The following is a 26644-nucleotide window of genomic DNA, read 5'->3' on the forward strand; positions in this document are numbered from 1 at the left end:
TTAGGATAGTGGGGATCGTCGCATTTCTCGCACTTGCAGCAATCGCTTTTGTCTGGTTGTTGCTTGCTGCTCCAGCGTTCTCGGACATGCGGCGCGATCTTGTTGAACAAGTTCTTTCGAAACAAATCGGCCGACCTTTACTGATTAACGATGATGTAAGCGTCGCGCTTGGACGCATTAGTCACATTTACGTCGGCGGGGTGGTCATCCCGAGCCAGACAATGCCGGAGTCACCACTTGTAGAATTGAACCTGCTGGAACTGGAGTTGGACATTGCCGCGTTGACCAATGGACGTCTGCATTTTGACAATCTGGTAGTGGAAGGCCTCCAAGCGAATATTCTGACGGCCGAAGACGGCACAACAAGCTGGCGAAAAAACAGGCCAACACCCAAGCCGGTGTCCGAGGAAACTGTATCAGCGGATGATCAATCAGACGTCGCTAGTGCTGATAGGATCAATGAAAGCGACACTGAAGGCAGTGGGATCCTGAACTTTCTGAGCGACAAGAACGTCAGTTTCACGTCTATCGGGTTAAAAATCGACGACAAGGTCTCGGGCTTCTCGTTTGTATTTGACCTCCAGTCACTCGCGCTCGCACTAGTCGACAATGGGCAACGAACAAAGGTCTTTGGTTCCGGCTCCGTCAACGGTCAGGGTTTCAAAATCGATGGCGACTACCCTCGCGCCGCGCCATTTACGACGCGGGCCAGTTTTGGAGAAATGACCGTGAGCTATGATGGCGAACCCTTCACGGAAGACGAAGGTGGTGGCTATCGAGCTGTTTTGGAGATGGACACCGGAGAATTCGGTGATTTTCTGGATGTCATTGGATTGGAACGTGTTTTGGAAGGCAATGGCCAGTTGCAAGCTGAACTCGTGTCCCAAGACGCCCTAAAAATCGAAGCGTTTACAACCACCGTAAGCTTGGAGGGAGGGCAGAAACTTGAAGCTGAGGGTTCAATAGATGACCTCTACACCGCTCAGGGCGTCGATCTGCTTTTCAATGCGCGGCTTCATCCCGAAGGACAGCCGCCGCCAGCAGCAAAAAGTATCCAAGAGCTGAAATTCACCGGCTTTGAAATGCATATGGTTGGATCCCTGGCTTCCTTCGAATTCGAGAAGCTACTTTTTCAAACAAATGCATTCGACCAAGGGCTGGACGTGATAGGGCCAGCCTCAATCGATAGCATTCGCCGCATGCCGGACAGCCGCCTTGCCATGCTTGGCATTGCTTTGCAAGCCGGTCCAATTGAAGAGCCTGTCCTGAAGGCCGAAGGTGAAATCCTCGATCTGCTTCAGCTTCAGGACGTAACTTTCGATGGGGAGCTAAACGGGCCCGCCAAGTTGATTTTGCCCAACCTCGATGAAGACTATGTTGACCAATTCGGCGGCGTTAAAGCCGACTTCAACATATCAAATGCGGGCGGCCCGGTTTCACTCAACAGGTTTAACGCGACCACCTACGGCACAGATCTCTGGGCGCTCGATCTTGCACTATCTGTCAACGAGCTAAAAGGGCTGGCCGGTCTCGATTTCGACGTAGAACTGGATGTCGACGACAGCGCCGAGTTTCTGAACGCGCTCAACTTGCAACCTGTCGAAATCGGAGCACTAGCTATCGATGTTGAAACCTCCAGGCGGGGCGAGGATTTTGATGCCGCAATCCAGTTCGAGGCCGGGTCTTCGCATCTTTTGGCGGCTTTGGATGCAAAGTTCCCCGAAGGTGCACCGGTCGTTCGGGGCAACATCACGAGCGAAAAGCTCGATCTCAATGACCTGAAGAACCTGACTGCTGTGCTTGACCAACTGAAAAGCCTGGTAGGCGAGGCCTCAAAAGAACCTGACGCCGAAGTTCAGCCCTTGGTTTTGCCGAAGGAGACAGATGTCCAGCCCCTGGTGTTGCCAAAGGAAAAAGGGAAACCTGCCGATCTTCTGGATGTGCAACGCGTGCTAAGAGAAGCTGACGTCGAGGTACAAATCGAATTCAAAGAGATTTTAGGCCAACAAGGCGTAACATCTGTTTCCAGCCAAATGTCTGCCAAAGAAGGAACCGTGGATTTCGGACCTCTTCAGATGTCTTATGGCGGCGGAAACTTCAGCCTGCGGGCGGTCATGGACCTGATTGACTCTCCTGATTGGCTTTCATTGTCAGGATCGACCTCAGGATGGGAATTTGGTGAAATCCTTGATGAATTGGGAATTGGAATTGATGCCTATGGCCGTTTGAGCGGTGAGTTCAACGTTTCTGGCAATACTGCCTCGGGCAAGGCCTTCATCAACTCAATGCGCGGCAACGCGTCTTTGTCGATGTCGCAGGGCTATATCAGCACCAGCTTATTGGAACTGGCGGGGCTGGGCATTTTCCCGTGGCTGTTTTCAGAGGAGTTCAGAAAAGGCTACACCGACATAACTTGCGTCGTTGCCCCGGTTGATATCCAGGCCGGACAAGTCAGTTCAAATTCCATCGTAATAGAAACAGGATCGGTTCAATTGGTTGCAAGGGGGCAAGTGGATTGGCTGAATGATACGATAGCAATAAGAGCGGAGCCGCGGCGCGTTGGCAAACCCCTATCCCGAAGCGCCTGGCCCTTTGATGTGACTGGCCAGCTTTCGTCGCCAAAGTTCAAGCTTGATGTGGGCGGGTCCAGAAACAAGGCCCCTGAAGGCGCTGATGCTATGCCTGCCGACAGGCAAACCTGCGTGCCAGACATCAATCAATTGCAGCAATCGGACGCACCTAGTTCTTCAATGGTTCCGGCTGTTCGGCCTGACACGCCAGAACCGCTTCGATTGCTTTTGCAGACCCGCTGAGATCTAGTTCAACCTCAGCCCCGCTTTCGCCAATAATCGTGACACTTTGGCGTTTTCCAAACTCGGTTACAAATGCCGGGTTGTCGAAAAAGGCGTAACCACCAGGCACGCCATTCTTGAAGACACCCACCGCTTCGCCTTCAAACTTAGCATCACCAAAATCGAACTGTACGACCCCGGTCGCCCCATCCTCGATCAGTACCCAGGCCGGATTGTAGGCGGCAAAAAAACCACCTGCCTGATTGGGCGCCGCGCCAATTTCAACGGTCATTTCATTTTCAAAGGACCTCCAAGCTAGACAGCCGTTGCCCTTTTCAGGGTCAATCAGGATTGTCCAGTCCCCGGATTCGCCCCACCGCTCCATACCGGAGGCATGAAGTAAGCTTGCACAACACAAAGCCAGTATTGTGAGCACATACCTGTACATTTTTAACCCCTGATTAGTTTTGAAGATTTAACCATCCTACCGATCAAAGAAGATCAATCAAACGATACAGAAGAAGCTTCACCAGGACACATGTCGTCGGAGCGCAACCGTGAAGTCTGCTTCCTGCAGATAGTGTCTGACGTCAGCACCAATGGGACAGTTTTAGTCGATTTGATAAGAAAGGGTTTCTGGCTCATCGTAACCGCCAAGGAGTGGAGATGAGAAAAAACCCGGAACCAAGCAGATCTACAAAAATATTCCGCGGAAGAGAAGATAAGGATCATGCTGGACGACCCGGAATTTGGTTCAAGCATAAGCGGTATTTTGGCTTTCTCAATTGATGAGATCTCCATTGACACCGACGGCAATTCAGTTGATCCGATAACTGCAAGATCTCGTCTGGACCCGGATACAAATGGTGATGGGGATCCTGATGGCGGAACGGTCTTCAACAACGAAAACTTCAATATTGGAACCTTTCTATCTCCTCCGCCCATTCGCGTACCCCTGAAACGCTGTATGGCGCGTTTTGTTCGTCGGAACGACAGGTGCGAATTCTCGATACGTCTGTTGAGCCACCTGCCCGCCTTTCGCTTTTTCGTAACACCGAGTTCTCCGTGTGCCGCCCGATATGATACGATTCTATCCGTGACCAACTCGTTCGATGCGCTGTACCTCTTCATGAATTTCCTGATTAATTTCAATATCTCAGCTTGGTTCGACTTTTGGCAAGCGCGGCTTCAAGCACCTCACCTTCATGATCAGCGGCCCGCCATAGATTGCTCCGCTAGCCACTCACTTTCACGAAAACCTCGTCTACGTGCCACTTCCATTTGGAGAACTCGCGCAGGTGCTGAAAACGCTTCCATCCGATCGCAGTAGCAAACATCGGGCCGAACCTGTTCTACCAATATCGGACAGTTTCGTGGCTCAGGTCGATGTCTCGCTGGTCCAGCAGATCTTCGGCATTCCAAAGCGAGAGCGGGAATCGGATGTACAGCACCGCCATAAGACGAATGATCTCGGCGCTAGTTGTGGAGTATTAGAAAGAGTCAGATCTGGCCACGGGCAAAAGCTACGCAACCGCCCGACCCCGCTCGAGCAAGGTTCTTCTAACAAGACCCCTAAAGGTCGCGCATCGCAAGCTTTGGTTCAGCGAATTACGTGAACCGAACACCTGGCGTGATGCACAACTCTGTTTGCAGTGGAACCTAGGAATATATCCTCGAAACCAGGCTTGTGCGAAGCCAAGACGATGCAATCCGCGTCGCTCTCATTAGCAAAGTCAACAATGGCCCTGCCAGCGTGCCCAGAGATGAGTCGCGCCGTCGCGCCTGGAATTTCAGAGGCAGTCTGACGCAGGTTTTCCAAAATCTCATGCCGCGTGTTTTCTAGCACTTCGCTTGGAATCTGAGACCCTACATACGCCGGAATAGGCTCTTGAACGTGTATGACGGTAAAAACAGCGTCCGCATCGGCCAAATGGCGTGCGGCCTCGAAGGACGCTTGAGTGTCGTGGTCTTGGTCCAGAGCAACCGGGATCAGGATATTCTTGTACATTTGACCTCCTGTCTACTGCTCCGATGTTTTCAGTTTTGTTTTTCGGCAGAAGAAAACCTACACAGGCTCAGACTTTGCAGACTTGACTGCGCTCTTTGTAGCGGCTGTGACGTCATCAACCGTTTTCTCAACGGCTTCGGCTTCGGTTTCAGCCACATACGCTGCGCAGCGCGCCACCGTTTCGAACCATTCCTGAGCGTCAGCGACCAACCGCTCCGCTGAATGGCGCTGCCAATCCGCCATGCTCTGAAGGGCTTTAGATGGATCGGACGGGTTCGCGGAAGACACATTGCGTGCGGCTTTTAGGGCCGTCCGGACCGCCTCATGACGCCGTTCGAACCAATGCTGCGCAAAGGCCTCTGTTTCTTCGAGCATTTTTTCTTGTGCGTCCCAAAACTGTTCGATCTGAGCGCCGAAAGCCGGATTGCCAGACATGGGCGGCTGCATTTGCTTAAAAACATCCACAAGCGAAGCCGGGTAGTTTGAGTTAGATTTCTTTGTCGGCATCGAAAATTCCTCCTCATTCCCTAAATGAGTTATTGTGCCACCTGCAGCGCGCTTTCGCCTTAATACAGATCAATATACTTATTTTTTGGGATCCTCGCCTTGAGCTGCGACAGCGCTCTTGCATTCGCTCCGACATCGGTTCCTAGCAAGCTTGGTTGGAGTTAGAGTAGTTCAGACAAGAACTTAACGCTTGGTTTTCTATGCACGTTGCCAGCTTTCTGATCACGCTTGGTGTCCTCTTTCTTGCCGGATTGGCGGCTGATCAGCTTGGCCGGGCCACACATCTTCCTCGTGTTACAACCTTACTTTTTCTCGGTCTGATCGCCGGGAACGCCGGAATGGGGTTGATACCACTCGACGTTGCAATGTGGTTCGACGAAGTATCCATTGTGGCCTTGACGATGGTCGCGTTCCTTCTTGGAGGATCTTTGACGCGCGAGAACCTGGTTCGGCATGGCCGAGCCATTCTGACGATTTCGATTTCAATAGTGATTGCAACCCTTGCTATTGTGTCTGCTGGATTGACCGCAATTGGTATGCCGTTTGGATTGGCATTGGTGTTGGCGGCAATTGCCACAGCTACGGCTCCGGCCGCAATGACCGATGTGATCAAACAGTCCGGAGTTTCCAACAGCTTTACCGAGACGTTAAAGGGCGTAGTCGCAATAGATGACGCTTGGGGTCTGATCGTTTTCAGCATCGCCTTGGTTCTGGCTGGCCATACAGACGGTTGGGCCACCGTCACCGCCGCAGCGATGTGGGATTTCGGGGGCGCCATTGTTTTGGGTGTCACCTTGGGCGTTCCGTCCGCTTACCTGACCGGCCGTTTGAAACCAGGGGAGCCAATGCAGGCAGAAGCAGTGGGCATCGTCTTTCTTACAGCGGGCCTCGCGCTATGGCTGGAGGTTTCATTCCTCGTAGCAGGCATGGTTGTCGGCGCGGTGATCGGTAACCTTGCCCGACATCACGAACGCGCGTTTCACGAGATAGAGCACATCCAGTGGCCATTCATGATCCTGTTCTTCCTGCTGGCTGGTGCAACGTTGGATATTGAGGCCTTTGGCTTGATGGGTTGGGCCGGTGCCCTTTTCCTGATCCTGCGCACCATAGCACGTCTTGTGGGGGGCTATTGCGGGGCGAGACTAGGAGGCCTACCCCGCCGTCAGGCCCATTGGTACGGGCCCGCCTTGCTGCCGCAGGCTGGTGTCGCGGTCGGTATGGCTCTTGTTGCCGGAGAGCAGTTTCCAAACTGGGCCGCGTCCATCATGGCCTTTACGTTGGCAAGCACAGTGGCCTTCGAAGTGTTGGGGCCTCCCCTGACTCTCATGTCAATCAGACGCACGGCTGATACGGACCAGCAGATTAGTCAGTGACTAATCTGCCTGGATCGATTCCAGAAAGGCGAGCAAATTCGCCAACGGCAAGCCTACCATCATTGGTTGCCCATTGGGCAAAGCCACCGCGATTTGTTGGTCAGTCTCAAAGACTGCGCCAAAGATTGGCATTTCGCCACCATGGGCGAGCAATTGTGAACGACCATCGATCTGTTCAGCTATGCGATCTGTCGGAAATACACCGTCGTTTCCGCCCGCCAACTTGGTGAGATCGGGTGTTCGAATGGCCAGCATTTCGGCCATTGGCCCGTCTCCGGTCGCTTCGAAACCGTGACATTGCCAGCAATACGTCCGGTACAAATCACGCCCCTCATCGACGCTAATGTCCTGTGCTAGTGCAGGTCCCGTGGTGAAGAGTGCCAGTAAAACCCCGCGAACAATCTGCATATGCTCCTCCAATTCGCTGCCCCGGATGAAGTTCTTATCAAACGGTATCTTCAGGAAACTTCTTTGATCTTGCTCATGTTGCACGTTCCAGCACGAAGATTGGCGTTTCGATCGAGAAGCTTTTGTAAGCGCACCAAGTCTAGTCCCGGTCGGTTTACAGCTACGCCACCTCGTCACTAACCTCATTACCCTTGTGCCCAGAAGGCACTCCTTCCAATGCGTTCAAATGCCAGCGAATTCGCCAAAGGTGATAAGACACGCGATGCAACCATCTGAGAGCATCCAGCCGAGCCCAAACAACTTCGTCCGGTAGACTATCAGTTGCAGCGTCGGAAATGAGCAAATCTCTGCGGAGTTTCCTCTGACGTCGCATAAAACGGCGAAGACGGTTCAGCGTGCTTTCACATTTCTCGGGATCGTCGATTTTCAAGTAACCGTCAGTAGCTGCAATCACCACCGAGGCAAGCCGCTTCAAACGCGGGTCCTTCGGCAACTCGCTAATCCGATCATCTTGGCTACACCGGTAAAGCAACCGATCAAGATGATCGAGGATATGGTACATACCCTTGATACTGGATAACTCTGCGTCGGACCTGCTGGACAGTTCTATCTTATCTAAATACGAGCGCGCTTCGGAGACAGCGGTCTCAATATTGTCCCGCCCATAGTCGGTTCTGTTTGGTTGAGATGCCCCCATACATGACCGAAGGTGCGCCACTTCGGCCCTTACAATTCTTTCGACTGCAGCATTTGCCGCATCCACGGCTATTTCAGGTATCCCAAGGACAAGAGGATCCAGAGATCTCGTTAACTCGGCACCTCGGTCAGGTACGAGTGCTTCGACAAATCTGGCAAAGGGTTTGGCGAAAGGCAAAATCAACGCTACGCCTATGGCGTTGAAGAAACTATGGAATGCGACAAGCGCAGTCAGAGAATTTCCTGCCCCCGACCCGCTTTCAAAGACCGAAGTAAACGGCCCCAGCAGGAAAAATGCAATTAGTCCCGTCATCACGTTGTAGATCACATGAGCAAAACCGGTGCGACGAGCCATCGTGCCCCCACCAAAGGTGGCCAGGAAAGCGGTGAAAGTTGTCCCCACGTCCATTCCAATGACAAGCGCCGCCGCTTGAGGGAAGTTCACAGCACCAGCGCTTAACGCAGCCAATGCTGTCGCGACGCCAGCGCTCGAAGACTGCGTCACCATCGTGATAAGAACACCGATTAGTACAAGCTTCAGCCTGCCGAGCAGTGTATCTGGCGGAAAATCGGCAGGAGTAACGACGCCGCGAAAAGCGTCAAGCCCGGACTTGAGTTGCTCGATCCCAATGAAAATCAAACTGAACCCGGCCAATGCCAGCCCAAGGCCAGAAACCGTCTTTCTTCCCGAAAGTGCCAACAAAGCCCCAATAAAAACAACAGGTAACATCACTTGCCCTAGGTCCAGCTTGAACCCTAAGAGCGCCACGAGCCAACCGGTCATGGTCGTTCCGATATTGGCCCCAAAGATGATCCCAAGCGCTTGGGGAAATGTGAGCAGACCAGACGCGACGAACCCGACAGCTGCAACGGTAGTTGCGCTGGAAGACTGGATCGCAGCCGTTGTGACAGCGCCTGTTACCGCCCCTGTAAACGGCGTTTTCGTAAAGCGGCTCAAAATATCGCGCAGCCGCGCACCGGCCAAAGCCTTCAGCCCGTCCGTCATCAACAGCATTCCAACAAGGAAGAGGCCGATGCCGCCAAAAGCTGGTAACAGGTTCCAAAACATCACAAACAACTTGCCACGCCAGGTCCGACGCTGCGTGGCACTCCGGCATGGTCTTCAAAGCCGCGAACAACCGACGGCAGCTCATGTTTAGCCTCGCAGACCCGGCGTGAGGTGTTGATTGACATAGATCAAAGCGCCAGCAAGATTCACATAGTGAAATACGAATGTTTCAGCGTGATCAACGTTCACCGACTTGTCCCCAAGCAAACAAGAAGGTGAACGGAATTCTGAAGGCGTGGAAGTTCCACCCGGGGGCTCGGCAGGAAAGATGGCGAGCCCCTCATAACTTGTAGGCAAACACTTTGCCCGGACGGTGGAGCAGTTTTGGCGCGGCGCGGGTTCGATCATCGGAATCGGCCACGTCGTCGGTCGCGGGTAATACCAAATGCAAACACCGCTTGCTCATCCTGGACGAAGCAGTTGGCGAAAAGGCTAATGAACACGGTTGATCCAAAAGAACAGAAACTCAGACGAGCCCTGACCACTCCGTTGCTCACTCTTTATGGACTTGGGGTAACAGTAGGAGCAGGCATTTACGTCTTAGTCGGCGCAACGGCAGGCATTGCTGGACCCTTTGCGGCGTTATCGTTTGTTGTGGCCGCTCTCGTCGTATCCCTTACCGCACTGTCGTATGCAGAACTCGCAACTCGATTTCCTGTCAGCGCAGGTGAAGCAGCCTATGTCGAGGCGGGATTTCGGAAAAACTGGATGGCGGTTTTCGTTGGGCTAGCGGTGGCAGCCTCGGGCGTTATCTCGGCATCTGCCGTTGCAATCGGCGCAGCGTCATACCTGCACGCTTTGACCGGTTTTGCGATCCCTATTTTGACCATAAGCGTTGTTTTGATCATGGGTCTTATCGCGCTCTGGGGGATCACAGAGTCGGTCCTTGTTGCGGCTATCATCACGATCATCGAGATCGCAGGTCTTCTCTTTGTGATTGGCTGGGGCATGTCGATCCAGGATCCGCAGGGATACGCGATAAGTTCGATGCTTCCTCCGCTGGAACTCGACGCGTGGAGAGGCATTTTCGCGGCATCACTACTCGCTTTCTTTGCATTTGTTGGCTTCGAGGACATGGCCAATGTCGCGGAAGAGGTTAAAGACCCTGTGCGCACCATCCCTAAGGCGATTTTGCTAACGCTCGTTCTGGCGACCGTATTGTATTTAGGAACCTCAATGACGGTTCTACTTGTCGTTCCGATTGATGTTCTTTCGACGTCAGCAGCACCCCTCGCGCTTGTGTTTTCAAACGCGCCCGAGGTGATCAAACAGGGCTTTTCCGCAGTAGCGATTGTGGCGACAGTCAATGGAGTACTGATCCAGATGATCATGGCCTCGCGGGTGATCTACGGACTAGCTGATCGTGACCACTTGCCGAAAGTTCTGGCGATAGTGCCCAAAGCAACTCAGACACCAGTTGTCGCTACATTGCTGGTCGTGGCGATCATCGTTCTGCTGACGCAAACTATACCGATTGGCACTCTGGCAGAGCGCACGTCTCAGATCGTTCTGGGCGTCTTTGTGCTCGTCAACATTTCTCTGATCTTGCTGAAGATGAAGCCGGACGAGGCTGCCAAGCACTTCCGCGTTCCTCTTGTGGTACCGATCCTTGGGGTGATCACCAGCGCATTGCTTTTCGGATCTGGATTTCTGTAACTAAACACGACGACCCAAAGGCTTCCACGAGCTACCACGGCATATGACGACTGACCAAACCTCCATAGGATCAACACTCTCGGCTTGGTGGCATAGAACCTTTGTGGATCTGGTTCAGCAGCTGCAATGGTCCTATCTGCCGCCATTGATGGTCTATTTTGCGGCCGGCGTGTCCGGCCTGACCTCGGTCGTTGGCGCTTTTTTCCTGAAAGACTACCTGGATTTATCCGCCTCTTTTGTTGCAGGACTTGCATTTTGGGCCGGTATCCCTTGGATCCTCAAAATGCCGCTTGGCCATGTCGTGGACCTGTTCTGGCGCTGGAAGTCCCTGCTGATCTTGTTTGGCGCATCCCTAATTACGTTGTCTTTGCTTACAATGTATGGGCTTGTGACCGCGCCTGCGCAAATGGCATCCATCATGCCACTGGAAGACTGGTATGTCGTCGCGCTGCTGTTGGCGCCTTCGGGCTATGCCATTCAGGACGTAGTTGCAGACGCCATGACGGTTGAGGCGGTCCCAAAGGTTGACCAGCACGGCCTACCGTTCACGCCTGAAGAAACCCGTGCACAGCACACAACGATGCAAACCTTGGGCAGAGTCTCGATCATTTCCGGGTTTGCGGCGGTTGCGGCTGTAAACATCTGGATATTCTCTGGAACCGAAGATCTGCAAAAGTCCGAACGCCTTGCGCTTTATGGCCAGGTGTACCTGATAGCTCTGGCCATCCCGGTGTTGTCCGTGAGTGGAGTCGTTCTTCACAGCTTAATCCAGCGTCAACTTGCCAGGCGAGGTCACCCGCCCTACAAACCGGATGAAGTCACCGAAGTCAAATGGTCCATATTGCTCGGCGGTCTCGCATTCGTTGTGCTTAGCATCGTGCTAGGAACGGCCGAATTCGAATTTGCGCAAGAGACTGTTTTTGCGGTCTCCCTTGCTGTGATCCTGTACCTCATGTCGCGTCTGCTGAAAGAGCTGGAACCAGCCCAAGCCAAAGCCTTGATCGGGACAGCGACAATCATTTTTGTTTTCCGTGCCGTTCCTCTACCGGGACCAGGCCTGACTTGGTTTGAAATCGATGAACTGGGGTTCGATGAACAGTTCCTGGCAATCCTGGCTTTATTAACTTCGCTGCTGGCGTTGCTCGGTTTAATCGTCCTCAGACCATTTATGGCCAACCGTTCCATTGCGCATGTGGTCGTATTGCTGACAATCGCTGCGGGCGTTCTGGCCCTGCCCAACCTCGCCCTCTACTACGGCGTGCATGAATGGACAGCCGCGCGTACCGGCGGAGTTGTCGATGCAAGGTTCATTGCCATACTTGATACAGCGGTTGAATCGCCGCTTGGGCAGATTGCCATGGTCCCGATGTTGGCTTGGATTGCCCGCAATGCACCCGTTCAGTTGAAAGCGACCTTCTTTGCGGTGATGGCATCGTTCACAAACATGGCATTGTCGGCCAGCAGCCTCAGCACCAAGTACCTCAACCAGACATACGTCGTCACACGCGCTGTCACCAACCCTGAGACCGGTGAGGTCACGTCAACCGCGAACTACAATCAACTTGGGTACTTGCTGATCTCCGTGGCCGTGATCTCGGTGATCGTTCCACTGGCTACAGTGTTCTTTGTCCAAAACTCACGGTTCCGAACGAGGGAATAGTCACTGGCTTTCGAACTCTGCCAGCAGCGCTCTGAGATGTGAAACCGGGACACCGATGTTTGAGCCACCAAATTCGGGCAGGATCGCAGCATTGATGGCAACGACCTCGCCCCGCCGGTTCAATGCTGGCCCCCCGCTCCCACCGGTCGTGGTCTCGGCATCATAAACGATGGCGCTCTCACTTGTCCGTGCAACGATCCCCCGGCTTGCGAGTGGGTGAATCTTGCTTTGAGTAGAAAGCCGGGACGCGATCGACCAAAAGTTCAGCGTTCCTTCTGCCTCCAGTTCCTCTAAAAAGCCCGGACCGGCCTGCGCAATCAAAGCTTTCAAACCCGTTGGATATCCCAACAGAAAAAGCTCTTCACCGACGCGCGACGGGGCACCTGACAACGGAATTCCGAGGTCCTGAACGCGGCTTGGCTCAACTGCTAAAATCGCCAAGTCTGCCGCTTCGCTGAACCGAACCAAACGCGCCTCTATTGGTTCCGTTTGATCAGGCAAATAGGCCAACAGACTCAACATCTCAGGCTCAAGACCAGCGTCTCTCAGCGCCTTCTCTCGATCCCCTGATGTCCACGGCAACGCAACATGGCGATTGGTGGCCATCAAAGGTACACCAGCAATTAAAAACCCTGTTCCGGTGAACTGAAATTCTGCAGGTTCGCCGGTCCCATCTGGTTCGATCCAAGGCTGGCCGAATGGGGTTTTCAGGTTTTCTCCGTTCGGTCCCAATACATGCCGCAATATCTTCCCGCTTTCCACGTGGCGCAATCCATAAGCCCCCTGAAGGAAGGCGACAGACCGGGTCGAGGCAGCAATTACCCGCGTGGGGGCTCCGGCCCGCTGTTCCAAGGTTCCAAGACGCTGCTCGGTGGACAGAACCTGGTTCTCAAAAGCGTCGCGCAAAGAAGCCAAGTCATCAGGCGTAAGTGCATCTTCTCGCGTCTGGGCGAGCATAACCGCGACCGCTTCGATCTTGCGGGACTCCTGTTCGATACTATCCGCCAAGCGCCGGTCGTTTTGGTAAAGAAGATACCCAAACCCCGCGATCAAAAGGAGCGTTGCAAGTACTGTGATCCTGAAAAGTATCGTGGTCTGAGACGCAAGCCGCCGCCCACTATCGCACAGGGCACCAGACATCTTTTTGGCGAAAGGTCGACGGCTCGTTCGGGTGTAAGCATATGCGTCACTGAGGATATCTTCGACTGTGTGGTGCGCGGGAAATGAGTGATCGCACAACCTGTATCGAGACATTGGGCCCTTTTCGCCGAACTCGATCATGTCGCCATGCCTCAGAAGCGCCGATGAGGCTCTTTGCCCGTTTACCCATACATTGCGCCCTGCTGACGCGGTTATCGTGTAACCGTCGTCAGCCCAGTGTAGCGCGGCAATATCGTTAACATGGGGAGGCAGGTCATCTTTAGGTCGAAGGCTTAGCACCCTGCCATCATCAACAGAAACAGTCAGGGCTTTATCGACAAGCCAGTTCACGTTTCCCCGTGATGGACCTGTCAGGCTCTCCAGAAAGGCCCGAACCTCACCTTCGCCACCATTAACTGAGGGTGTCATGTCGCTCACTTCTGGTTTGCGCATTGGGGCTCCCTATCTAAACGCGTGAGGGCATTCTCACCATGCTGCATCACCAATCCCATGGCCTCGCGCGCATATACAAAAAACGGTGCTGTCAGACGAATTCGAACCAGTCTCAGTTTGCCGCGGAAATCGCAAACCTATCCGGAACAAAGTTGGCGCCACTCGCTAAGAGCGGCCCCGCGGATCAGCTTGAAGGTGTCTCGACTGGCTAACGATCTTTCCTGGTTGAAATGGTTGTAAACGGAAGAATGGACGGAGGCAAATTTCTGCAAACTTCGCATACGCCTGAAACGTAAAATGGCCCGTTCTCTTCGTCGAAACGGCAGGTGCGAGTTCTCGACGCGGTTGTTGAGCCACCTGCCCGTCCTTTGTTTTTCGTTCGCGCCAAGCTCTCTGAGCGCGGCTCCGTATGAGGCGAAGCGATCTGTGACAACGTTTTCCGCCTTTCCGTGACGCTTCATCAATTTCTTGAGGAATTTCAGTACTACAGCTTTGTTTCGACGTTTGGTGACCACGGCTTCCAACACTTCGCCTTCGTGATCAACAGCCCGCCAAAGATAATGCCGCTTGCCATTCACCTTAACAAAAACCTCGTCCACGTGCCACTTCCATTTAGAGAACGCACGCAGCTGCTGAACGCGCTTCCGTCTAATCTCAGCAGCAAACATCGGGCCAAATCTGTTCCACCAATATCGGACAGTTTCGTGGCTCACGTCGATACCTCGCTCGTGCAGCAGATCTTCGACATTCCGAAGGGAGAGAGGGAAACGGATGTACAGCATCACCGCCAAGCGGATGATCTCGGGGCTGGTCTTGAAATACTTAAAAGAGGCAGATCTGGTCATGGGCAAAAGCTACGCAACCGCCCTGTCCCGCTCAAGCAAAGTTAATCTGACAAGACCTCGAGGCTGGTTTTGAAATACTTGAAAGAGGCAGGATTATTCATGGGCAAAAGCTATGCAACCGCCCTGCCCGCCTCAAGACAAGTTCTTTTGACAAGACCATCGTCAGGTCGCGACGTGAGAAACATCCCGGTCTGGGGAGTAGATGTCGAGGATGTTCCAGTGCCCGGTTGTCGGCGTTGGGTTGTTGATCATAGGGACGTCAAGAACCGTTGGCTTGCCGCTGGCGATTGCTGCTTCCAGTGCGGGCAACAACTCGTCGGCAGCGCTGAGCCTGTGACCTTCCGCGCCGTAGGCTCGCGCTATGTCGGCATAGCCCGGTCCGTTTTCGGGTGCGGCGGCTGATCCGGGGAACGTGGTTCCATAGGTCAATCCGTAATGCGCCTTTTGAAGGCCCGCGATAGTGCCGAAGGCGTTGTTGTTCATAACCAGCCAGATGATGCCCAGATCAAGCTCGACCGCGGTTGCCAGCATCGACGGGTTTTGACCGAAGCCACCATCACCGACCAGACTGAGGACGACGCGATCAGGTGCCGCCAGTTTCGCACCGATCGCGCCCGGAGGACCGAAACCCATCGTCGCGAACCCGCCCGGTGTCAGGATTGAACCCGGCGTCAAAATGTCGAACTGTTGCCCGACACCGTTCTTGTTCCACCCAACGTCCGTAGTGATGATGGCATCCTCGGGCAGTGCCTTGCGGGTGTCTGCCAGAATACGCTCGGGCATCATTGGAAAGGCCGATGAGGTCGCCATTTCCTCGTTGCGTGCTTTGAAGTCTGTCCGGAAGTCAGCGATCTTCTGCTCCAGCACGGGGCGCTTGAAGCCGTCCGGATACATCTCGCGGGCGACCCGGTTGAGGACTCGTAAAGCGACCTTGGCGTCAGCAACGACTCCGATCTCCGTGGGATAGTTCCGACCGATCTCCTGCGGCTCAATGTCGATATGAATGACCTTCGATCCGGGAATGTTGAACGTGTAGCCAGGGTACCAACTTGAACAATCAGCCTCTTTGAACCGAGTGCCCACGGCAAAGATGTAGTCCGCATTCAGGCAGGACTGGTTGACCAATTCGGTGCCCCAAAACCCGGTCATTCCCAGTACAAGCGGATGGTCGTCTCGCAATGCGCCCTTACCCATCAGGGAATGCGCGACGGGCAGACCCATATGTTCAACAAACTCGCGCAACTCCTCACTGGCCTGCGCCAACAGGATACCGCCGCCGACATAGGCGACAGGGTTTTCGGCTTTAGCCAACGCTTCGACAATTTCTCGCGCTGTCTCGTCGTCAATCGACGGTTTCTTGAGCGCGCGCGTGTTATCGCGGATACGGTCGAAGCTGTCCGAGGGGATCACCTCGGAGAAGATGTCCATCGGCACATTGACCAGCACGGGGCCGGGTTGACCGCTTTCCGCAAGGTGGAATGCCTTTTCCAGAATCTCGGCCATCAGGTCGGCGCGATCCACACGCCATGCACGTTTCACGAAGGGTCGGTAGATCTCCCACTGGGCGGCGTCTGCGTGCAGGTTCACCTCCTGATGCGGATGTTTACCGTAGTAATGCGTGGGAATGTCACCGGCGATCACGACCATCGGGATACAGTCAAGCGCCGCGTTGGCGACCCCGGTGGCGCAATTGGTCAGCCCCGGGGAGAGATGAGACAGCACCACCGAGGCCTTGCCCGTCACGCGGGCATATGCATCCGCCGCGTGGCTGGCGATTTGTTCGTGTCGTACTGTGACGAAATCAATGGGACTTTCCGCCAGCGCAGCCAGAACTGCGATGTTTGTATGGCCACAAAGCCCGAACACATGCTTGACGTCACGGCGTTCGAGGAAATCAACGATGTGTTCGGCGACGGTTTTACCGTCGAGTTTGCTTGCGTCCATCACGCGACCTCCTGTCCGTAGAACTCACCGAACAAGTCCGGCTCCGAGGGGCGATCCTCTGGGATCGGACGGCTGACCCATGTGTAGTTCATCATGTGTTTCATAGTGACGTTTTCATTGGTGATGTTGCCGCCCCAGATGCCGCAACCAAGGCTGCTGGTCATAGGCATGCCATTTGTCCAGGCACCCGCATTGGCCTTGGACTGAGGCTGTCGCACCATCATACGGCTGACCGGAGCCAGACGCGCCAACCGGTCGATGTGATCGTCATTGTGGCTGTAGATGCCGCAGGAATGGCCCTTGCCCCCGGTGTTGTAGATCTGGCTGACCGTTTCCAGCGCATCATCGAACTTTTCGAAGTGGTAAAGCGCCATCAGCGTGGTCAGTTTCTCCTTGGAGAACTTGTGCTGCGGCCCGATTTGCCCCTGATTTTCAACCATCAGAAACTTGCGATCTTCGGGGATGCTAAAACCGGCGACCTTGGCCGTTTGCTGCGGCGGACAGGCGATGGTTGGAAACGTACGGTTTCCCTTTTCATCCCACATGGCCGCTTCGAGCATGGCCTTCTCTTCGTCCGAACACAGGTACCCGCCTTCGGCCTCCAGCGCCTTGATCATCTCGTCATAAACCGAGCGCTGGATGATGACGTTACCGTCGGCCGAGCAGCCCGACCCAAAGTCGGAGGTCTTTGAAATGCGAGTGTTCTGCGCGGCGATGTCCAGATCGGCGGTTTCATCGATGACGATGGATGAATTGCCCGCGCCAACGCCATAGGCCGGGCGTCCAGAACTGTAGGCCGCTTTGACCATCGGCTTGCCACCCGTTGCCAGAGTCAGGTCACAAATCTCCATGAGGTGCTGTGTTAACGGTATCGATGGTTTGCGGATCGACTGAAATAGGTCTTCGGGGGCACCGGCGGCACGGCAGGCTGCGCGCATGACCTCGACCATCTCAAAGGTGGTGTGGGCGGTTCGCGGGTGCGGGCTGAAGATCACCGCATTCCGGGCGTTGGCGGCGGATACGCCGGTCACCGGTGGCGTCATCGCAGGGTTGGTCATTGGGATCAGGGATGCGATGACGCCAGCAGGTTTGGCATATTTCACCAGACCTTTTTCCTCATCAACCTCGACGATGCCGGTCGAGGGTGTGCGCAAGACATCTCGCAGCACCATGTGAATCTTGAAGCGCTTCGCTGGGCGGCCTTCGCGATCTCCGATACCGCTCTCGTCCACGCCTTGCTGGGCCAGCCGGGTGAAGGTTTTCTCGTTCCCTGCGTACCACGCAATGGCCTGAGACAGGCGGTCCAGCCTGTCCTGATCCCAATCCTCGATCTCGGCCATGGCAGCGCGGGCGCGTGCCAGCATATCTGCCGCCATGTTGCGGTCGTTTTCAGTGAGCTCTTTGCCCATGATGATCCTCTTGGTGTTTTGGAATTGTAGCATCGGGCATACGGCGCTGTGACCGCGCCTCGCCGAATGTTCGCTTGGCTTGGCTGAGACAGCGACGCGCGTGTTCTTCATATCCCAACTCGGCAACGCGGCTTTGGTTGGGTAATTCAATGGAGTAGTCGACGGGTGGCATCCGTTCGATGATGCCGGTGAAGTCAATCCAGCCTTCGCCGGGATAGAGCCGCGCATCGCGGGCCAACTGGATCATGCCCTCACGCGTATCCGCGATGCCAGGCAGGCAATCAGAGATATGCAGGAAATGAAACAGATCCGAGGGGACGTGTAGCAACTCTCCCAAATCCACGCGGCTGAGGTGCAGGTAAAGCGTATCGATCAGAATACCGCCGTTGGGCTGATCGGAGGCACGCACGATATCAAGCGCCTCATCCAGAGTGCGCAAGCGGGAGAAGCTTGGAAACTCAAGGTCCACTGTTAGCCCATACGGAGCCGCCAGTTCGCAGGTCTCAGAATAGACGTCGATCAGGAAGTCACGATCATCGCGGGTGTTGGTCCACGCGCTCATGATCATGCGTTTAGCGCCCAATTCCCCACCGATCTCAAGAGAAGGTTCAAAACTGCGCGGATCGACATCTTCCGTGATGCGCGCAAGTTCGACATCGAGGACTTTCAAGCCAGTGGTAGAGAGAGCAGTTTTGATGGCATGCACCTGTGCCTTGTCGATTGGAGATTGAGTGAATTCACCGGGCACATGCATCGGAATAAACCGGGGGCTAACGGCATCGTAACCGGCCCGCGCGGCGATATAGACCAGCTCGGGCGGCGTACAGCCAATCAGCGTCAGATGCGCCAAGGAATACAGAGAGGGGCTTGCGCCAGCCTCTTCGGGTTTCGCCATGAACGACAGCTCCATGCGTCTGCGAATCTTACCTTCATCACACGTAAATAAAAATATCTGATATTTTTAAAAATATCAACTTTTAATGCTGAGTAGGAAACGAAAACGCCCGGGCAACAACCCGGGCGTGCTTAACCTTCGTGTTGGCAGAGCCTTAGAGAGTGACCCAGTCCCCTCCGGACTGGTGAGAGCGCACAGAGGCGTCAATGAATCGGACACCGTCTGCGCCTTGTTCGACAGTTGGATAAGTAAGCCAATCGACCGGAACGGCAACGCCATCCCGACGCGCGGCTACGGCCATGGCAAATTCCGTATAGAGGTTGGCCCAGGCTTCGATAATCCCTTCGGGAAAGCCCCGCGCGGTACGGATCAGACGTTCTGCGCCGGGTCCGATACCATGCCCGTGACCTCGGCTGATGGTACGATCCGGCTCACCGAACCGATTGAACTTCAGCTGTTCCGAATTCTCCAAGTCCCACTCGAGGCCTCCTTCGCTCCCGAATATCCGCAAGCGCAAACCGCCTCGATTTCCGGGGGCCAGGCGTGTCGCCATCAGAGTTCCCGGAACCTCGTTTTGATAGCGGGTGAACATGAATGCTGTGTCTTCCAAAGGCTTTGGCGCGCCGCAGACATGAAACTCGGCCCGTAGATCGGTCAAGGGTAGGCCCGAGACAAAGCTGGCGAGATGCGCGGCATGGGTGCCGATATCGCCGACACAGCTGGTCGGACCAGAAATCTTTGGGTCCAGCCGCCATTTGACATGGGGCGCATCAGCCACATCATCGGGCGTCATCCAGTCTTGCATGAACTCGACGTGGATTTGGTTGATTTTACCGATGCCGCCTTCCGCCACGATTTGTTTGGCCTGACGGATGACCGGAAAGCACGACATCGCATATCCGACAGCAAAGACCTGTCCTGTGCGCGCGGCGATCTCCTCAAGCCCCTCGGCCTCGGCAACTTCGTTGGTCAGGGGCTTGTCGCACAGTACATCAATGCCTGCCTCCAGAAACGCTTTGGAAGCTTCAAAATGAACGTGGTTCGGGGTGGTGATCATCACGGCGTCCACGCCATCAGGCCGCGCCGCCTCGGCCTGTGCCATCTCCTGGTACGACGCATAGCACCTGTCCGCTGGCAGGAACCACTCGGCCCCGCGCGCCTTGCTACGCTCGGCATCCGAACTGAGCGCGCCTGCGGCGACCTCCCACCGGTCGGTCATCCGGGCCGCCGTTGCCTGCGTGACAGAGATACGTCCACCGCCAACAACGCCCAGCCGCAAACGGCGAGACAACCGGGGGAAAGGTCCGTCAAAGTTCAGGTTGTCCAGCAAAAGTCTCTCAGCCATTCTGAATCTCCATTTCCGGGACCCGTACGCCTTCCGGCAGCATTTCCACCGCCATGAAAATGCTGGGGGTAATCGTCTCGTATTGATGCCAGGGATAGTTGCCTTCAGCGTCATACATCGGCTTGTGCGTCGTGCCGGGGGCCAGGAATTCTTCGAGGTAAAGGGTTTCAACATCCCGCTCACGGCATTGCTGCATTTTGCCAAAGCCTACGATTTGTGTATGCACTTCGCGAAACCCCGGTACCGGGCAGAACGGATGATCCTTGTGCAATCCGACATTCAGCGGCACCGAGCCGGAATGGTACATGGTCAGCCCAACGTTACCCACAAAGACCTTTGGCGACATGTAGTGGCTGACACCGCGTAAACGCTCCTCTTGGCGAACATTAAAAGCAGATGGCCATGTATCTTTCACCCATGCGAACAACTCGTTGTCATCGGCATGGGCGTCGAAATCGTAGACAATGACTGCACGTACCACGCCGCTAAGCGTGCTGCCTTGCACGATCACAGAGGAAAGCGGTGCAATGGTCTGATCTTCGACAGAGAGATTTCGCTCCCCAAGGTTAAGGACGATGGCGCGACCCTCGATAGAAATTCTGCGCTCGTCAGTTATGTGCTGGACGCGAAAGAATGGCTGAGCAAAGTCGAGTGTCTCAATCGGCATGAACCAATTCCTTCCTCTCATCTTTCAGGAAATCGACAGGCAGAGGCATCGGCGCTTCGCACCGGCTTTCTATAGTCTGATAGGCGCCGAATTTCGGTGCCCGTTCAATTGCGTCCATGACCTCGAAAACATGGTAGGCAAGCGCTCCACTCGCACGGGGTTGGCGTCCTTCTTGTGCCGCCAGGGCCAGATCCAAAAGGCCGAGCCCGCGACTGTCTTCGTTGAATCCATGTTTGTTTTCGACCACCTGCCAGTCCTCACGACCAGTTGGACGGGGCTGATGAGACCAGCGCGAGGTCTCCCGCGTTTTCAGCCAGACATCCCCCTGAAAGATGTTGGCACCATGTACCGGGTCAGGGTCTGGGATGCTGATGGTGCCTTTTTCACCGTAGATCTCGAACCGCGGAGTTTCGCTGTCCCAGACGTCGAAACTCATGGTCATCGACCCTATAGCTCCGGAAGAGAACTGCAGCAGGCTTAGGGAGTGCGTGTCGACCTCGACGTCCATCCATTCGCCGTTGCGAGGGCCATTTTCGATCATCCTTTTGTCGAACGTGCGCCGAGCCATTCCGGCGACCCGGTCAATTTGACCAAGGCAAAAAATCATGGCGGTCAGATAATATGGCCCAAGGTCCAGCAATGGCCCACCTCCGGCCTGATAGTAGAAATCCGGGTTGGGATGGTGGCGTTCCGTTCCGTGGGTACCGACATGGGCAAAAACCCCTGTCGGTTTGCCAATGGCACCCTCGTCGATCAAGCGCCGAACGGTCTGCCAGCGACCGCCAAGAAATGTGTCGGGCGCGCAACCGACCATTAACCCCTTTTCAGAGGCCATGTGCAGAATCGCCTTGCCGTCCGTTCGGTTCATGACCAGTGGCTTTTCGGAATAGACGTGTTTCTTCGCCTCCAGCGCGCGCAGACTGATTTCGGCATGCGCCGCCGGAATTGTCAGGTTCAAAACGCAGTCAATCGTTGGATCTTCAAATACCTCATCAGGCGTGCAGGCCTTGGCGATACCGTATTGATCTGCCTTGGCGCGGCTTTCCAAAGGGTCAAGGCTTGCGCAAGCCACGACCTCAACGTTTGAGAATTTGGATAGTGTTTTTAGATAAATATCGCTGATACGACCACAGCCGATAAGGCCGACCCGGAAGGATTTCGATGTCTCACGTGTCATCATTCCTGTCTTCGTAGAAGGGTAAGTAATTCGGGGGCATCGGCCCTTTGTTGCGGCCACCCTGATTCATCTGCTCCCAAGCGTGGGCGAGTATTCCGACCGAGCGGGACAGGCAGAACAGCCCTCGTGACAAGGGCGCAGGAAAGCCAAGTTCGCAGAAGATCACAGCTGTCGCGCCGTCAATATTCATGGCAATTGGCCGACCGCCGCGTTGACGACCGAGTTCGGCTTGAACCTCTTCTCCGATATCGGCAAACCGGCCAGAAACTGTGCCTTCTGCCGCCCCATCACGAACAAGTTGCATCAATCGTGGTGCGCGTGGGTCCACAGGCCTGTGAAACCTGTGACCAAAGCCCGATACGATCTTGCCGTAGGTCTCGCGCCAACTGTCCAAGCCATCCCGAACAGCGTCATTCAGCGAAGCTCCCGCATCCATGCGGACTGCGATATCATAGTACAGCTCTGCACACTGCTCTCCTGCCCCGCCGTGCACGTCGCCCAGCATGTTCACCGCGGTCGCCATCGCATTATTGAGACCTACCCCGCAGGTGGCGGCCATACGCGCAGCCGCGATTGAGGGAGCCTGTGGGCCGTGATCCACGCCTGCGACCAAAGCGGCTTCGAACAGGCGCGCCTGTGCGTCGCTGGGTAGATCGCCCCGCACCATAAGCCAGATCATCTGCGGGAAAGATACGTTTCCGATCAGGTCCTCTATGGCGTTGCCACGAAAAGAGATCTGTCCGGGTTTCATGTCGATGATGGAGGTACGCCACCATTGGCGAACGGCGCGCTCATCGTCTGTCATCTGCGCGGTCATTGCGTCTGCACCTCTTTCACCGACTGGGTTTTGCTTTGCGCAGCAAGGCGAATGGGTGCATTGCGCGCGCCATAACCGGCATAGCCCATACGGCGTTCAACAATTTCGAAGAAGAAGCCGTTAAAGATGGGGCGGCTGAATATCTGAAAATACTCAGCACCCGCCGCCCGATCGTAGAGAATGTTCCCCCTGCGCAATTGGGCGACCAGATCGTCATCCAATCCGAATGTCGCTTGCAGATCAGCGTAGTAGTTCTCCGGGATGGACAGGCTGGGAAAGCCAGACTTGAGCAACTGGGCTGAAGTTTCAAAAATATCATCCGACTGGAAGGCAATGTGCTGAACACCAGCCCCAAAGCCATCTTCAAGGAATGACGCCGCCAGTGTTCGACGCCCAACTGCCCCATTCAGGTTTAAGCGCACTTCCCCTTCGGGACTTTCGATAGCCTGGCTTTGCACGACACCAGACGGGTCGGCGACGTTCACGATAGGGGATTTTGCCATCTCGAAAGTCGAAATGTAGTAGAGTAGCCAACTTTGCATCTCATCGTGACGCATCGTCTGGGCCAGATGGTCGATACGACGCAGACCGGCAGGTTGGGTGGCTTTGGTTTTCGCAACCGGCTCGAACTCAATGTCCCATACCCGATGGAGATCGGATTTCTCATCGATGAAATGAACGACGTTGCCACCAACGCCCCGAATGGCCGGGATATCCAGTTCCCCGGTCCCTACTGGCTGCGAGAAATTCGGCGCGCCTAACGCGGTCGCTCGCCGAACCGTCTGATCCGCATCTTTGACACGCAACCCCATATCACAAACGGAGGGGCCGTGGCCCAGAAACGCCGAATGGGCAAATCCTTCCTTTTCGGTATTCACGACGATGTTTATCGCGCCCTGCCGCCACAGCTCGACGGACTTGCTCACATGCTTTCGCTCCATTCGAAAACACATTGCTGACAGCATATCTGCCAATTGCGCGCCGCTTGTTTCGTCGGCTGTAAATTCGACGAATTCGAAGCCGGACGCATAGACGCGTTCCGGTAGGTCCGGGATGCCGAAATCGGTTCCCGGCTCGGTCCGGGAAACCTCATCTAACAGGTTCACCAGCGACCTGTAGCTGTCACGGGCCAGTGTCCGACCACCGGGTTGAGGCGCTGCTTCGTTGACGCGCGCAACCGACCAAGGCCCTTTGTATCCAGCGCGTGACAACACGCGAACGAAGCCCGCAAGGTTCAGCGACCCAAGCCCCGGCAGAAGCCCAAAGTGCCGCTTGAGCCGACGTATATCCATCTCAAGCCGGGGTGCATCGGACAGTTGCACATGGAACAGCCGCTCTCCGGGAATGTCCCGAAGGCGGGCTGGTTTGGATCCGTCGGCAAGCGAGAAGAAGGAATTCAAAGCCAACCCCAGATTAGCGCTGTCGACAGCATCAACGACGCCTAACGCCTGTTCATCCGAGGGAATAAGATCCGACCATGGCAAGCCCATATAGGCCAGACGCATCCCCATTTCTTTAGCGATTTGGGCCGCCTCGCCAAGATCTGCGATTACCTGTTCTTCGGTGGCAGCGGCATCAACCTCGAAAGCGGACCCGATTAGCAGCAATTCCGTTCCCAACTCGCTCATCAGGTCGAGTTTACGCTTCAGCCGATCAAAGGCGCGCTCCCATCCGCTGCCGGACTGGCCTTCAAGGTTATGGAAAGGTTGCAGCAGGCAAATCTTCAGGCCGAGATCTGAAGCAATTTTCCGAATTTGTGACGGCGGCCCGTCAAAAGCGGTCAAGTCCGGTTCGTGTAATTCGACACCCCCGAATCCCGCGTCAGCGATAGCACTCAGCTTTTCAGCCAGATCACCGGGGATCGACGTTGTCGAAACCGACAGGCACATTATCCCTGATATCCAAACATACGCGGCAACCACAGGACCAGATCTGGCATCAGCATCATTATCACTAAGGCGAAGATGAGAACCGCGAGGAAGGCCCAGATTTCGGAGATGATTTCGCGCAGCGGAATGTCCGTCACGGCGTTGATCACAAAGAGTAGAATGCCATAGGGCGGTGTGATCAGACCGATCATCGAGTTCACGACGACCAGCACTCCGAAATGCACCAGGTCAATCCCAAGCGCTTCGCAGGTTGGAATGAACAGGGGCACGATCACCAGGATGATCGTTGTTGCGTCTAACACGCATCCCAGCGCGAGGATCAGCAGGTTTACGAGGATCAGGAATACAATCGGGCTAACATCCGAACCCTCCAGCAGTGCCGAGATCGACTGTGGAATCTGTTCCTGAATGACGATGAAGTTCAGAATGAACGCGCCACCAATGACCACCCCGACGGCGGCGGAGGAGCGCGCGCTGTCGACGAACACTTGATAAAGGCCACGGAAGGTTAGCGCGCGGTAGAACAACGCTGCCAGTAGCAGAGCGTAGAATGCAGCAACTGCGGCGGCTTCGGTCGGAGTGGTGACGCCGCCATATATACCGTACAGCAGGATTGCGGGCATCAGCAGTGCCGGAAACGCGTTGGCGGTTTTAGCCGGCAATTCGCGCAGAGGAACAGGTTCTTCCAATGCAAAGTTCCGCTTTCCGGCCAGATAATAGTTCATCGCCATGAGGACGACGCCCATGATCAGGCCCGGAAGAATACCGGCCAGGAACAGCGACCCGATAGAGGCCTTGGAAACGAGCGCGTACAAAACCATCGGGATCGAGGGCGGAATGATCGGGCCAATCGTCGCCGACGCCGCCGTGATCGCGGCTGCGTAACCTCGGCTGTAGCGGCCATCCTTGGTCATCATCTCAATGATGATCTTGCCGATCCCGGCAGCATCCGCGACGGCAGAGCCGGACATGCCGGAGAAAATCAGAGACGCTACCACGTTTACGTGCCCGAGGCCGCCCTTGAAACGACCAACGGCGGCTACGCAGAAGTTCAGCAGTCGGTCCGTGATCGACCCAGCATTCATGATATTCGCGGCGACGATGAACAACGGCACGGCAAGCAGGATCGTGCTTTTGTAGAAGCCTTGCAGAATCTTCTCGCCCGCGAGGGCGACGTCCAGTCCGGCCGTGCCCAAGTACACTAATGAGGCCAAGAGGATGGAATAGCCGATAGGTGTCCCGATGCCTGCCAAAAGAAAGAGAGCGAGCAGGCAGGAAAGAAGTTCAAAACTCATTTCTTAACTTCCTCGTCCTCTTCGACGTCGACACGTGGATGGTCGTCAACCACGTTGTACCCAACAACCAGTTCCAACTCTGTCTTTGGGGGGCCATTGCGCATGACGTCGAAGAATAGCCAAGCGTAGCGCGTTGCGACGACCAACATGAACACCGCGTAAATCGAGAATACTGTGCGCAGCGGGATCTTCTCGCCGGAGAACGGATTGCGCACAGTCGAGGTTTTGCGGATTTTCATCCAGTCGATGTAGTCCCACGTCGGAAGGAAGCTGTAGAGCATACCGACCACGATCGCTGCGGCCGCCAGCATCGCAAAGACCTGCCGCACGCGCATCGGCACGGAAAGGTAGATGATATCGAACTTCACGTGATCTCTCTCGCGCACGATGAAAGCGCAACTGAAGAAGATCACCCAGACCCACAGAATGCCGATGAGTTCAAGCGTCCATCCGGCGGGGGTAAAGAAGTAGCGCAAGAGTATTTGCAATAGGAAGATCAGGAAGATTGCCGCCAGCATCCCGCCGGCAATCGCTTCGGTCAGTCGGGAGAACCCCTTCATAAAGGCTTTCATTATGGTTCTCCCTCCCTTGTCTTTTGG

The 26644-nt window shown here is 55.1% G+C and carries 21 protein-coding genes and 1 pseudogene; 4 read left to right on the forward strand and 18 right to left on the reverse strand.

The genetic code is table 11. The features are described 5' to 3' along the window. Positions 1–8: 8 nt before the first annotated feature. Entirely contained in the window at positions 9–2813 is a 2805-nt protein-coding gene (locus GOV53_RS04395) for an AsmA family protein (RefSeq protein ID WP_367648749.1), read from the forward strand. Here the strand turns inward: GOV53_RS04395 and GOV53_RS04400 are convergent. The 4 genes and pseudogenes from GOV53_RS04400 to GOV53_RS04415 form a co-directional block, all read right to left on the reverse strand. Further along, entirely contained in the window at positions 2740–3084 is a 345-nt protein-coding gene (locus tag GOV53_RS04400; protein ID WP_254439160.1) for a hypothetical protein, read from the reverse strand. The genes GOV53_RS04395 and GOV53_RS04400 overlap by 74 nt on opposite strands. Before the next feature lie 653 nt (positions 3085–3737). Beyond that, positions 3738–4249 (reverse strand): annotated as a pseudogene (locus GOV53_RS21585) (DDE-type integrase/transposase/recombinase); the annotation flags it as partial. 143 nt (positions 4250–4392) lie between these two features. Further along, positions 4393–4800: a universal stress protein gene (locus tag GOV53_RS04410; protein WP_170464461.1), complete on the reverse strand. Its 408-nt coding sequence runs from the start codon at positions 4798–4800 to the stop codon at positions 4393–4395. Positions 4801–4857: 57 nt separating this feature from the next. Next, on the reverse strand, positions 4858–5307 hold the full coding sequence (locus GOV53_RS04415; protein ID WP_170464462.1) for a phasin family protein: 450 nt from the start codon (positions 5305–5307) through the stop codon (positions 4858–4860). A gap of 200 nt (positions 5308–5507) precedes the next feature. On the opposite strand from GOV53_RS04415, the gene GOV53_RS04420 reads away from it, so the two are divergent. Then, the gene (locus GOV53_RS04420; protein WP_170464463.1) at positions 5508–6680 is read left to right on the forward strand and encodes a cation:proton antiporter; all 1173 of its coding nucleotides are present in this window, start codon (positions 5508–5510) and stop codon (positions 6678–6680) included. Here the strand turns inward: GOV53_RS04420 and GOV53_RS04425 are convergent, their stop codons facing one another. Together GOV53_RS04425 and GOV53_RS04430 are read right to left on the reverse strand one after the other, a co-directional pair. Next, on the reverse strand, positions 6681–7088 hold the full coding sequence (locus GOV53_RS04425) for a c-type cytochrome (protein WP_170464464.1): 408 nt from the start codon (positions 7086–7088) through the stop codon (positions 6681–6683). Positions 7089–7248: 160 nt separating this feature from the next. Continuing rightward, complete coding sequence (locus tag GOV53_RS04430; RefSeq protein WP_170464533.1) at positions 7249–8853, reverse strand: Na/Pi cotransporter family protein; 1605 nt, start codon at positions 8851–8853, stop codon at positions 7249–7251. 435 nt (positions 8854–9288) lie between these two features. Between GOV53_RS04430 and GOV53_RS04435 the strand changes: the two genes are divergently transcribed. Then, the gene (locus GOV53_RS04435) at positions 9289–10509 is read left to right on the forward strand and encodes an APC family permease (protein WP_170464465.1); all 1221 of its coding nucleotides are present in this window, start codon (positions 9289–9291) and stop codon (positions 10507–10509) included. A gap of 43 nt (positions 10510–10552) precedes the next feature. Then, positions 10553–12169 (forward strand): hypothetical protein, encoded by a 1617-nt coding sequence (locus GOV53_RS04440; RefSeq protein ID WP_170464466.1) that lies wholly within the window; start codon positions 10553–10555, stop codon positions 12167–12169. Here the strand turns inward: GOV53_RS04440 and GOV53_RS04445 are convergent, their stop codons facing one another. The 12 genes from GOV53_RS04445 to GOV53_RS04500 form a co-directional block, all read right to left on the reverse strand. After that, positions 12170–13762, reverse strand: coding sequence for a trypsin-like peptidase domain-containing protein (locus GOV53_RS04445; RefSeq protein ID WP_170464467.1), 1593 nt, complete (start codon positions 13760–13762; stop codon positions 12170–12172). It abuts the gene before it with no gap. A gap of 137 nt (positions 13763–13899) precedes the next feature. Beyond that, the gene (locus GOV53_RS04450) at positions 13900–14607 is read right to left on the reverse strand and encodes an IS6 family transposase (RefSeq protein ID WP_170464468.1); all 708 of its coding nucleotides are present in this window, start codon (positions 14605–14607) and stop codon (positions 13900–13902) included. A gap of 162 nt (positions 14608–14769) precedes the next feature. After that, positions 14770–16551: a thiamine pyrophosphate-binding protein gene (locus GOV53_RS04455; RefSeq protein WP_170464469.1), complete on the reverse strand. Its 1782-nt coding sequence runs from the start codon at positions 16549–16551 to the stop codon at positions 14770–14772. Continuing rightward, positions 16551–17960, reverse strand: a complete 1410-nt coding sequence (locus GOV53_RS04460) for an aldehyde dehydrogenase family protein (RefSeq protein WP_170464470.1) — start codon at positions 17958–17960, stop codon at positions 16551–16553. The genes GOV53_RS04455 and GOV53_RS04460 overlap by 1 nt, the downstream gene beginning before the upstream one ends. Further along, complete coding sequence (locus GOV53_RS04465; protein ID WP_170464471.1) at positions 17941–18855, reverse strand: sugar phosphate isomerase/epimerase family protein; 915 nt, start codon at positions 18853–18855, stop codon at positions 17941–17943. The genes GOV53_RS04460 and GOV53_RS04465 overlap by 20 nt, the downstream gene beginning before the upstream one ends. Positions 18856–19009: 154 nt before the next feature. Beyond that, positions 19010–20200, reverse strand: coding sequence for a Gfo/Idh/MocA family protein (locus tag GOV53_RS04470; RefSeq protein ID WP_170464472.1), 1191 nt, complete (start codon positions 20198–20200; stop codon positions 19010–19012). Continuing rightward, positions 20193–20867, reverse strand: coding sequence for a hypothetical protein (locus GOV53_RS04475; RefSeq protein WP_170464473.1), 675 nt, complete (start codon positions 20865–20867; stop codon positions 20193–20195). Before GOV53_RS04475 ends, GOV53_RS04470 begins: the two co-directional genes overlap by 8 nt. After that, positions 20857–22044 carry a Gfo/Idh/MocA family protein gene (locus GOV53_RS04480; protein WP_254439162.1) on the reverse strand — a complete coding sequence of 396 codons (1188 nt, stop codon included), beginning with the start codon at positions 22042–22044 and terminating at the stop codon, positions 20857–20859. The genes GOV53_RS04475 and GOV53_RS04480 overlap by 11 nt, the downstream gene beginning before the upstream one ends. After that, complete coding sequence (locus GOV53_RS04485; protein WP_437436785.1) at positions 22034–22861, reverse strand: citryl-CoA lyase; 828 nt, start codon at positions 22859–22861, stop codon at positions 22034–22036. The genes GOV53_RS04480 and GOV53_RS04485 overlap by 11 nt, the downstream gene beginning before the upstream one ends. Further along, entirely contained in the window at positions 22858–24750 is a 1893-nt protein-coding gene (locus GOV53_RS04490; protein ID WP_170464475.1) for a bifunctional sugar phosphate isomerase/epimerase/4-hydroxyphenylpyruvate dioxygenase family protein, read from the reverse strand. The genes GOV53_RS04485 and GOV53_RS04490 overlap by 4 nt, the downstream gene beginning before the upstream one ends. Next, positions 24750–26045, reverse strand: coding sequence for a TRAP transporter large permease (locus GOV53_RS04495; protein WP_170328647.1), 1296 nt, complete (start codon positions 26043–26045; stop codon positions 24750–24752). Before GOV53_RS04495 ends, GOV53_RS04490 begins: the two co-directional genes overlap by 1 nt. Continuing rightward, a complete protein-coding gene (locus GOV53_RS04500; RefSeq protein ID WP_170464476.1) occupies positions 26042–26617 on the reverse strand; it encodes a TRAP transporter small permease in 576 nt (191 codons plus the stop codon). The genes GOV53_RS04495 and GOV53_RS04500 overlap by 4 nt, the downstream gene beginning before the upstream one ends. Positions 26618–26644: the final 27 nt, after the last annotated feature.

The sequence above is a fragment of the Ruegeria arenilitoris genome (genome assembly GCF_013035315.1).
Classification (GTDB): Bacteria; Pseudomonadota; Alphaproteobacteria; order Rhodobacterales; family Rhodobacteraceae; genus Ruegeria; species Ruegeria arenilitoris_D.

Excerpts from the sequence above, each read along its gene's own strand:
- GOV53_RS04400 (WP_254439160.1), bottom strand. The coding sequence starts at position 3,084 with ATGACCGTTGAAATTGGCGCGGCGCCCAATCAGGCAGGTGGTTTTTTT.
- GOV53_RS04410 (WP_170464461.1), bottom strand. The coding sequence starts at position 4,800 with ATGTACAAGAATATCCTGATCCCGGTTGCTCTGGACCAAGACCACGAC.
- GOV53_RS04415 (WP_170464462.1), bottom strand. The coding sequence starts at position 5,307 with ATGCCGACAAAGAAATCTAACTCAAACTACCCGGCTTCGCTTGTGGAT.
- GOV53_RS04420 (WP_170464463.1), top strand. The coding sequence starts at position 5,508 with ATGCACGTTGCCAGCTTTCTGATCACGCTTGGTGTCCTCTTTCTTGCC.
- GOV53_RS04425 (WP_170464464.1), bottom strand. The coding sequence starts at position 7,088 with ATGCAGATTGTTCGCGGGGTTTTACTGGCACTCTTCACCACGGGACCT.
- GOV53_RS04430 (WP_170464533.1), bottom strand. The coding sequence starts at position 8,853 with ATGTTTTGGAACCTGTTACCAGCTTTTGGCGGCATCGGCCTCTTCCTT.
- GOV53_RS04435 (WP_170464465.1), top strand. The coding sequence starts at position 9,289 with ATGAACACGGTTGATCCAAAAGAACAGAAACTCAGACGAGCCCTGACC.
- GOV53_RS04440 (WP_170464466.1), top strand. The coding sequence starts at position 10,553 with ATGACGACTGACCAAACCTCCATAGGATCAACACTCTCGGCTTGGTGG.
- GOV53_RS04445 (WP_170464467.1), bottom strand. The coding sequence starts at position 13,762 with ATGCGCAAACCAGAAGTGAGCGACATGACACCCTCAGTTAATGGTGGC.
- GOV53_RS04450 (WP_170464468.1), bottom strand. The coding sequence starts at position 14,607 with ATGACCAGATCTGCCTCTTTTAAGTATTTCAAGACCAGCCCCGAGATC.
- GOV53_RS04455 (WP_170464469.1), bottom strand. The coding sequence starts at position 16,551 with ATGGACGCAAGCAAACTCGACGGTAAAACCGTCGCCGAACACATCGTT.
- GOV53_RS04460 (WP_170464470.1), bottom strand. The coding sequence starts at position 17,960 with ATGGGCAAAGAGCTCACTGAAAACGACCGCAACATGGCGGCAGATATG.
- GOV53_RS04465 (WP_170464471.1), bottom strand. The coding sequence starts at position 18,855 with ATGGCGAAACCCGAAGAGGCTGGCGCAAGCCCCTCTCTGTATTCCTTG.
- GOV53_RS04470 (WP_170464472.1), bottom strand. The coding sequence starts at position 20,200 with ATGGCTGAGAGACTTTTGCTGGACAACCTGAACTTTGACGGACCTTTC.
- GOV53_RS04475 (WP_170464473.1), bottom strand. The coding sequence starts at position 20,867 with ATGCCGATTGAGACACTCGACTTTGCTCAGCCATTCTTTCGCGTCCAG.
- GOV53_RS04480 (WP_254439162.1), bottom strand. The coding sequence starts at position 22,044 with ATGACACGTGAGACATCGAAATCCTTCCGGGTCGGCCTTATCGGCTGT.
- GOV53_RS04485 (WP_437436785.1), bottom strand. The coding sequence starts at position 22,861 with ATGACCGCGCAGATGACAGACGATGAGCGCGCCGTTCGCCAATGGTGG.
- GOV53_RS04490 (WP_170464475.1), bottom strand. The coding sequence starts at position 24,750 with ATGTGCCTGTCGGTTTCGACAACGTCGATCCCCGGTGATCTGGCTGAA.
- GOV53_RS04495 (WP_170328647.1), bottom strand. The coding sequence starts at position 26,045 with ATGAGTTTTGAACTTCTTTCCTGCCTGCTCGCTCTCTTTCTTTTGGCA.
- GOV53_RS04500 (WP_170464476.1), bottom strand. The coding sequence starts at position 26,617 with ATGAAAGCCTTTATGAAGGGGTTCTCCCGACTGACCGAAGCGATTGCC.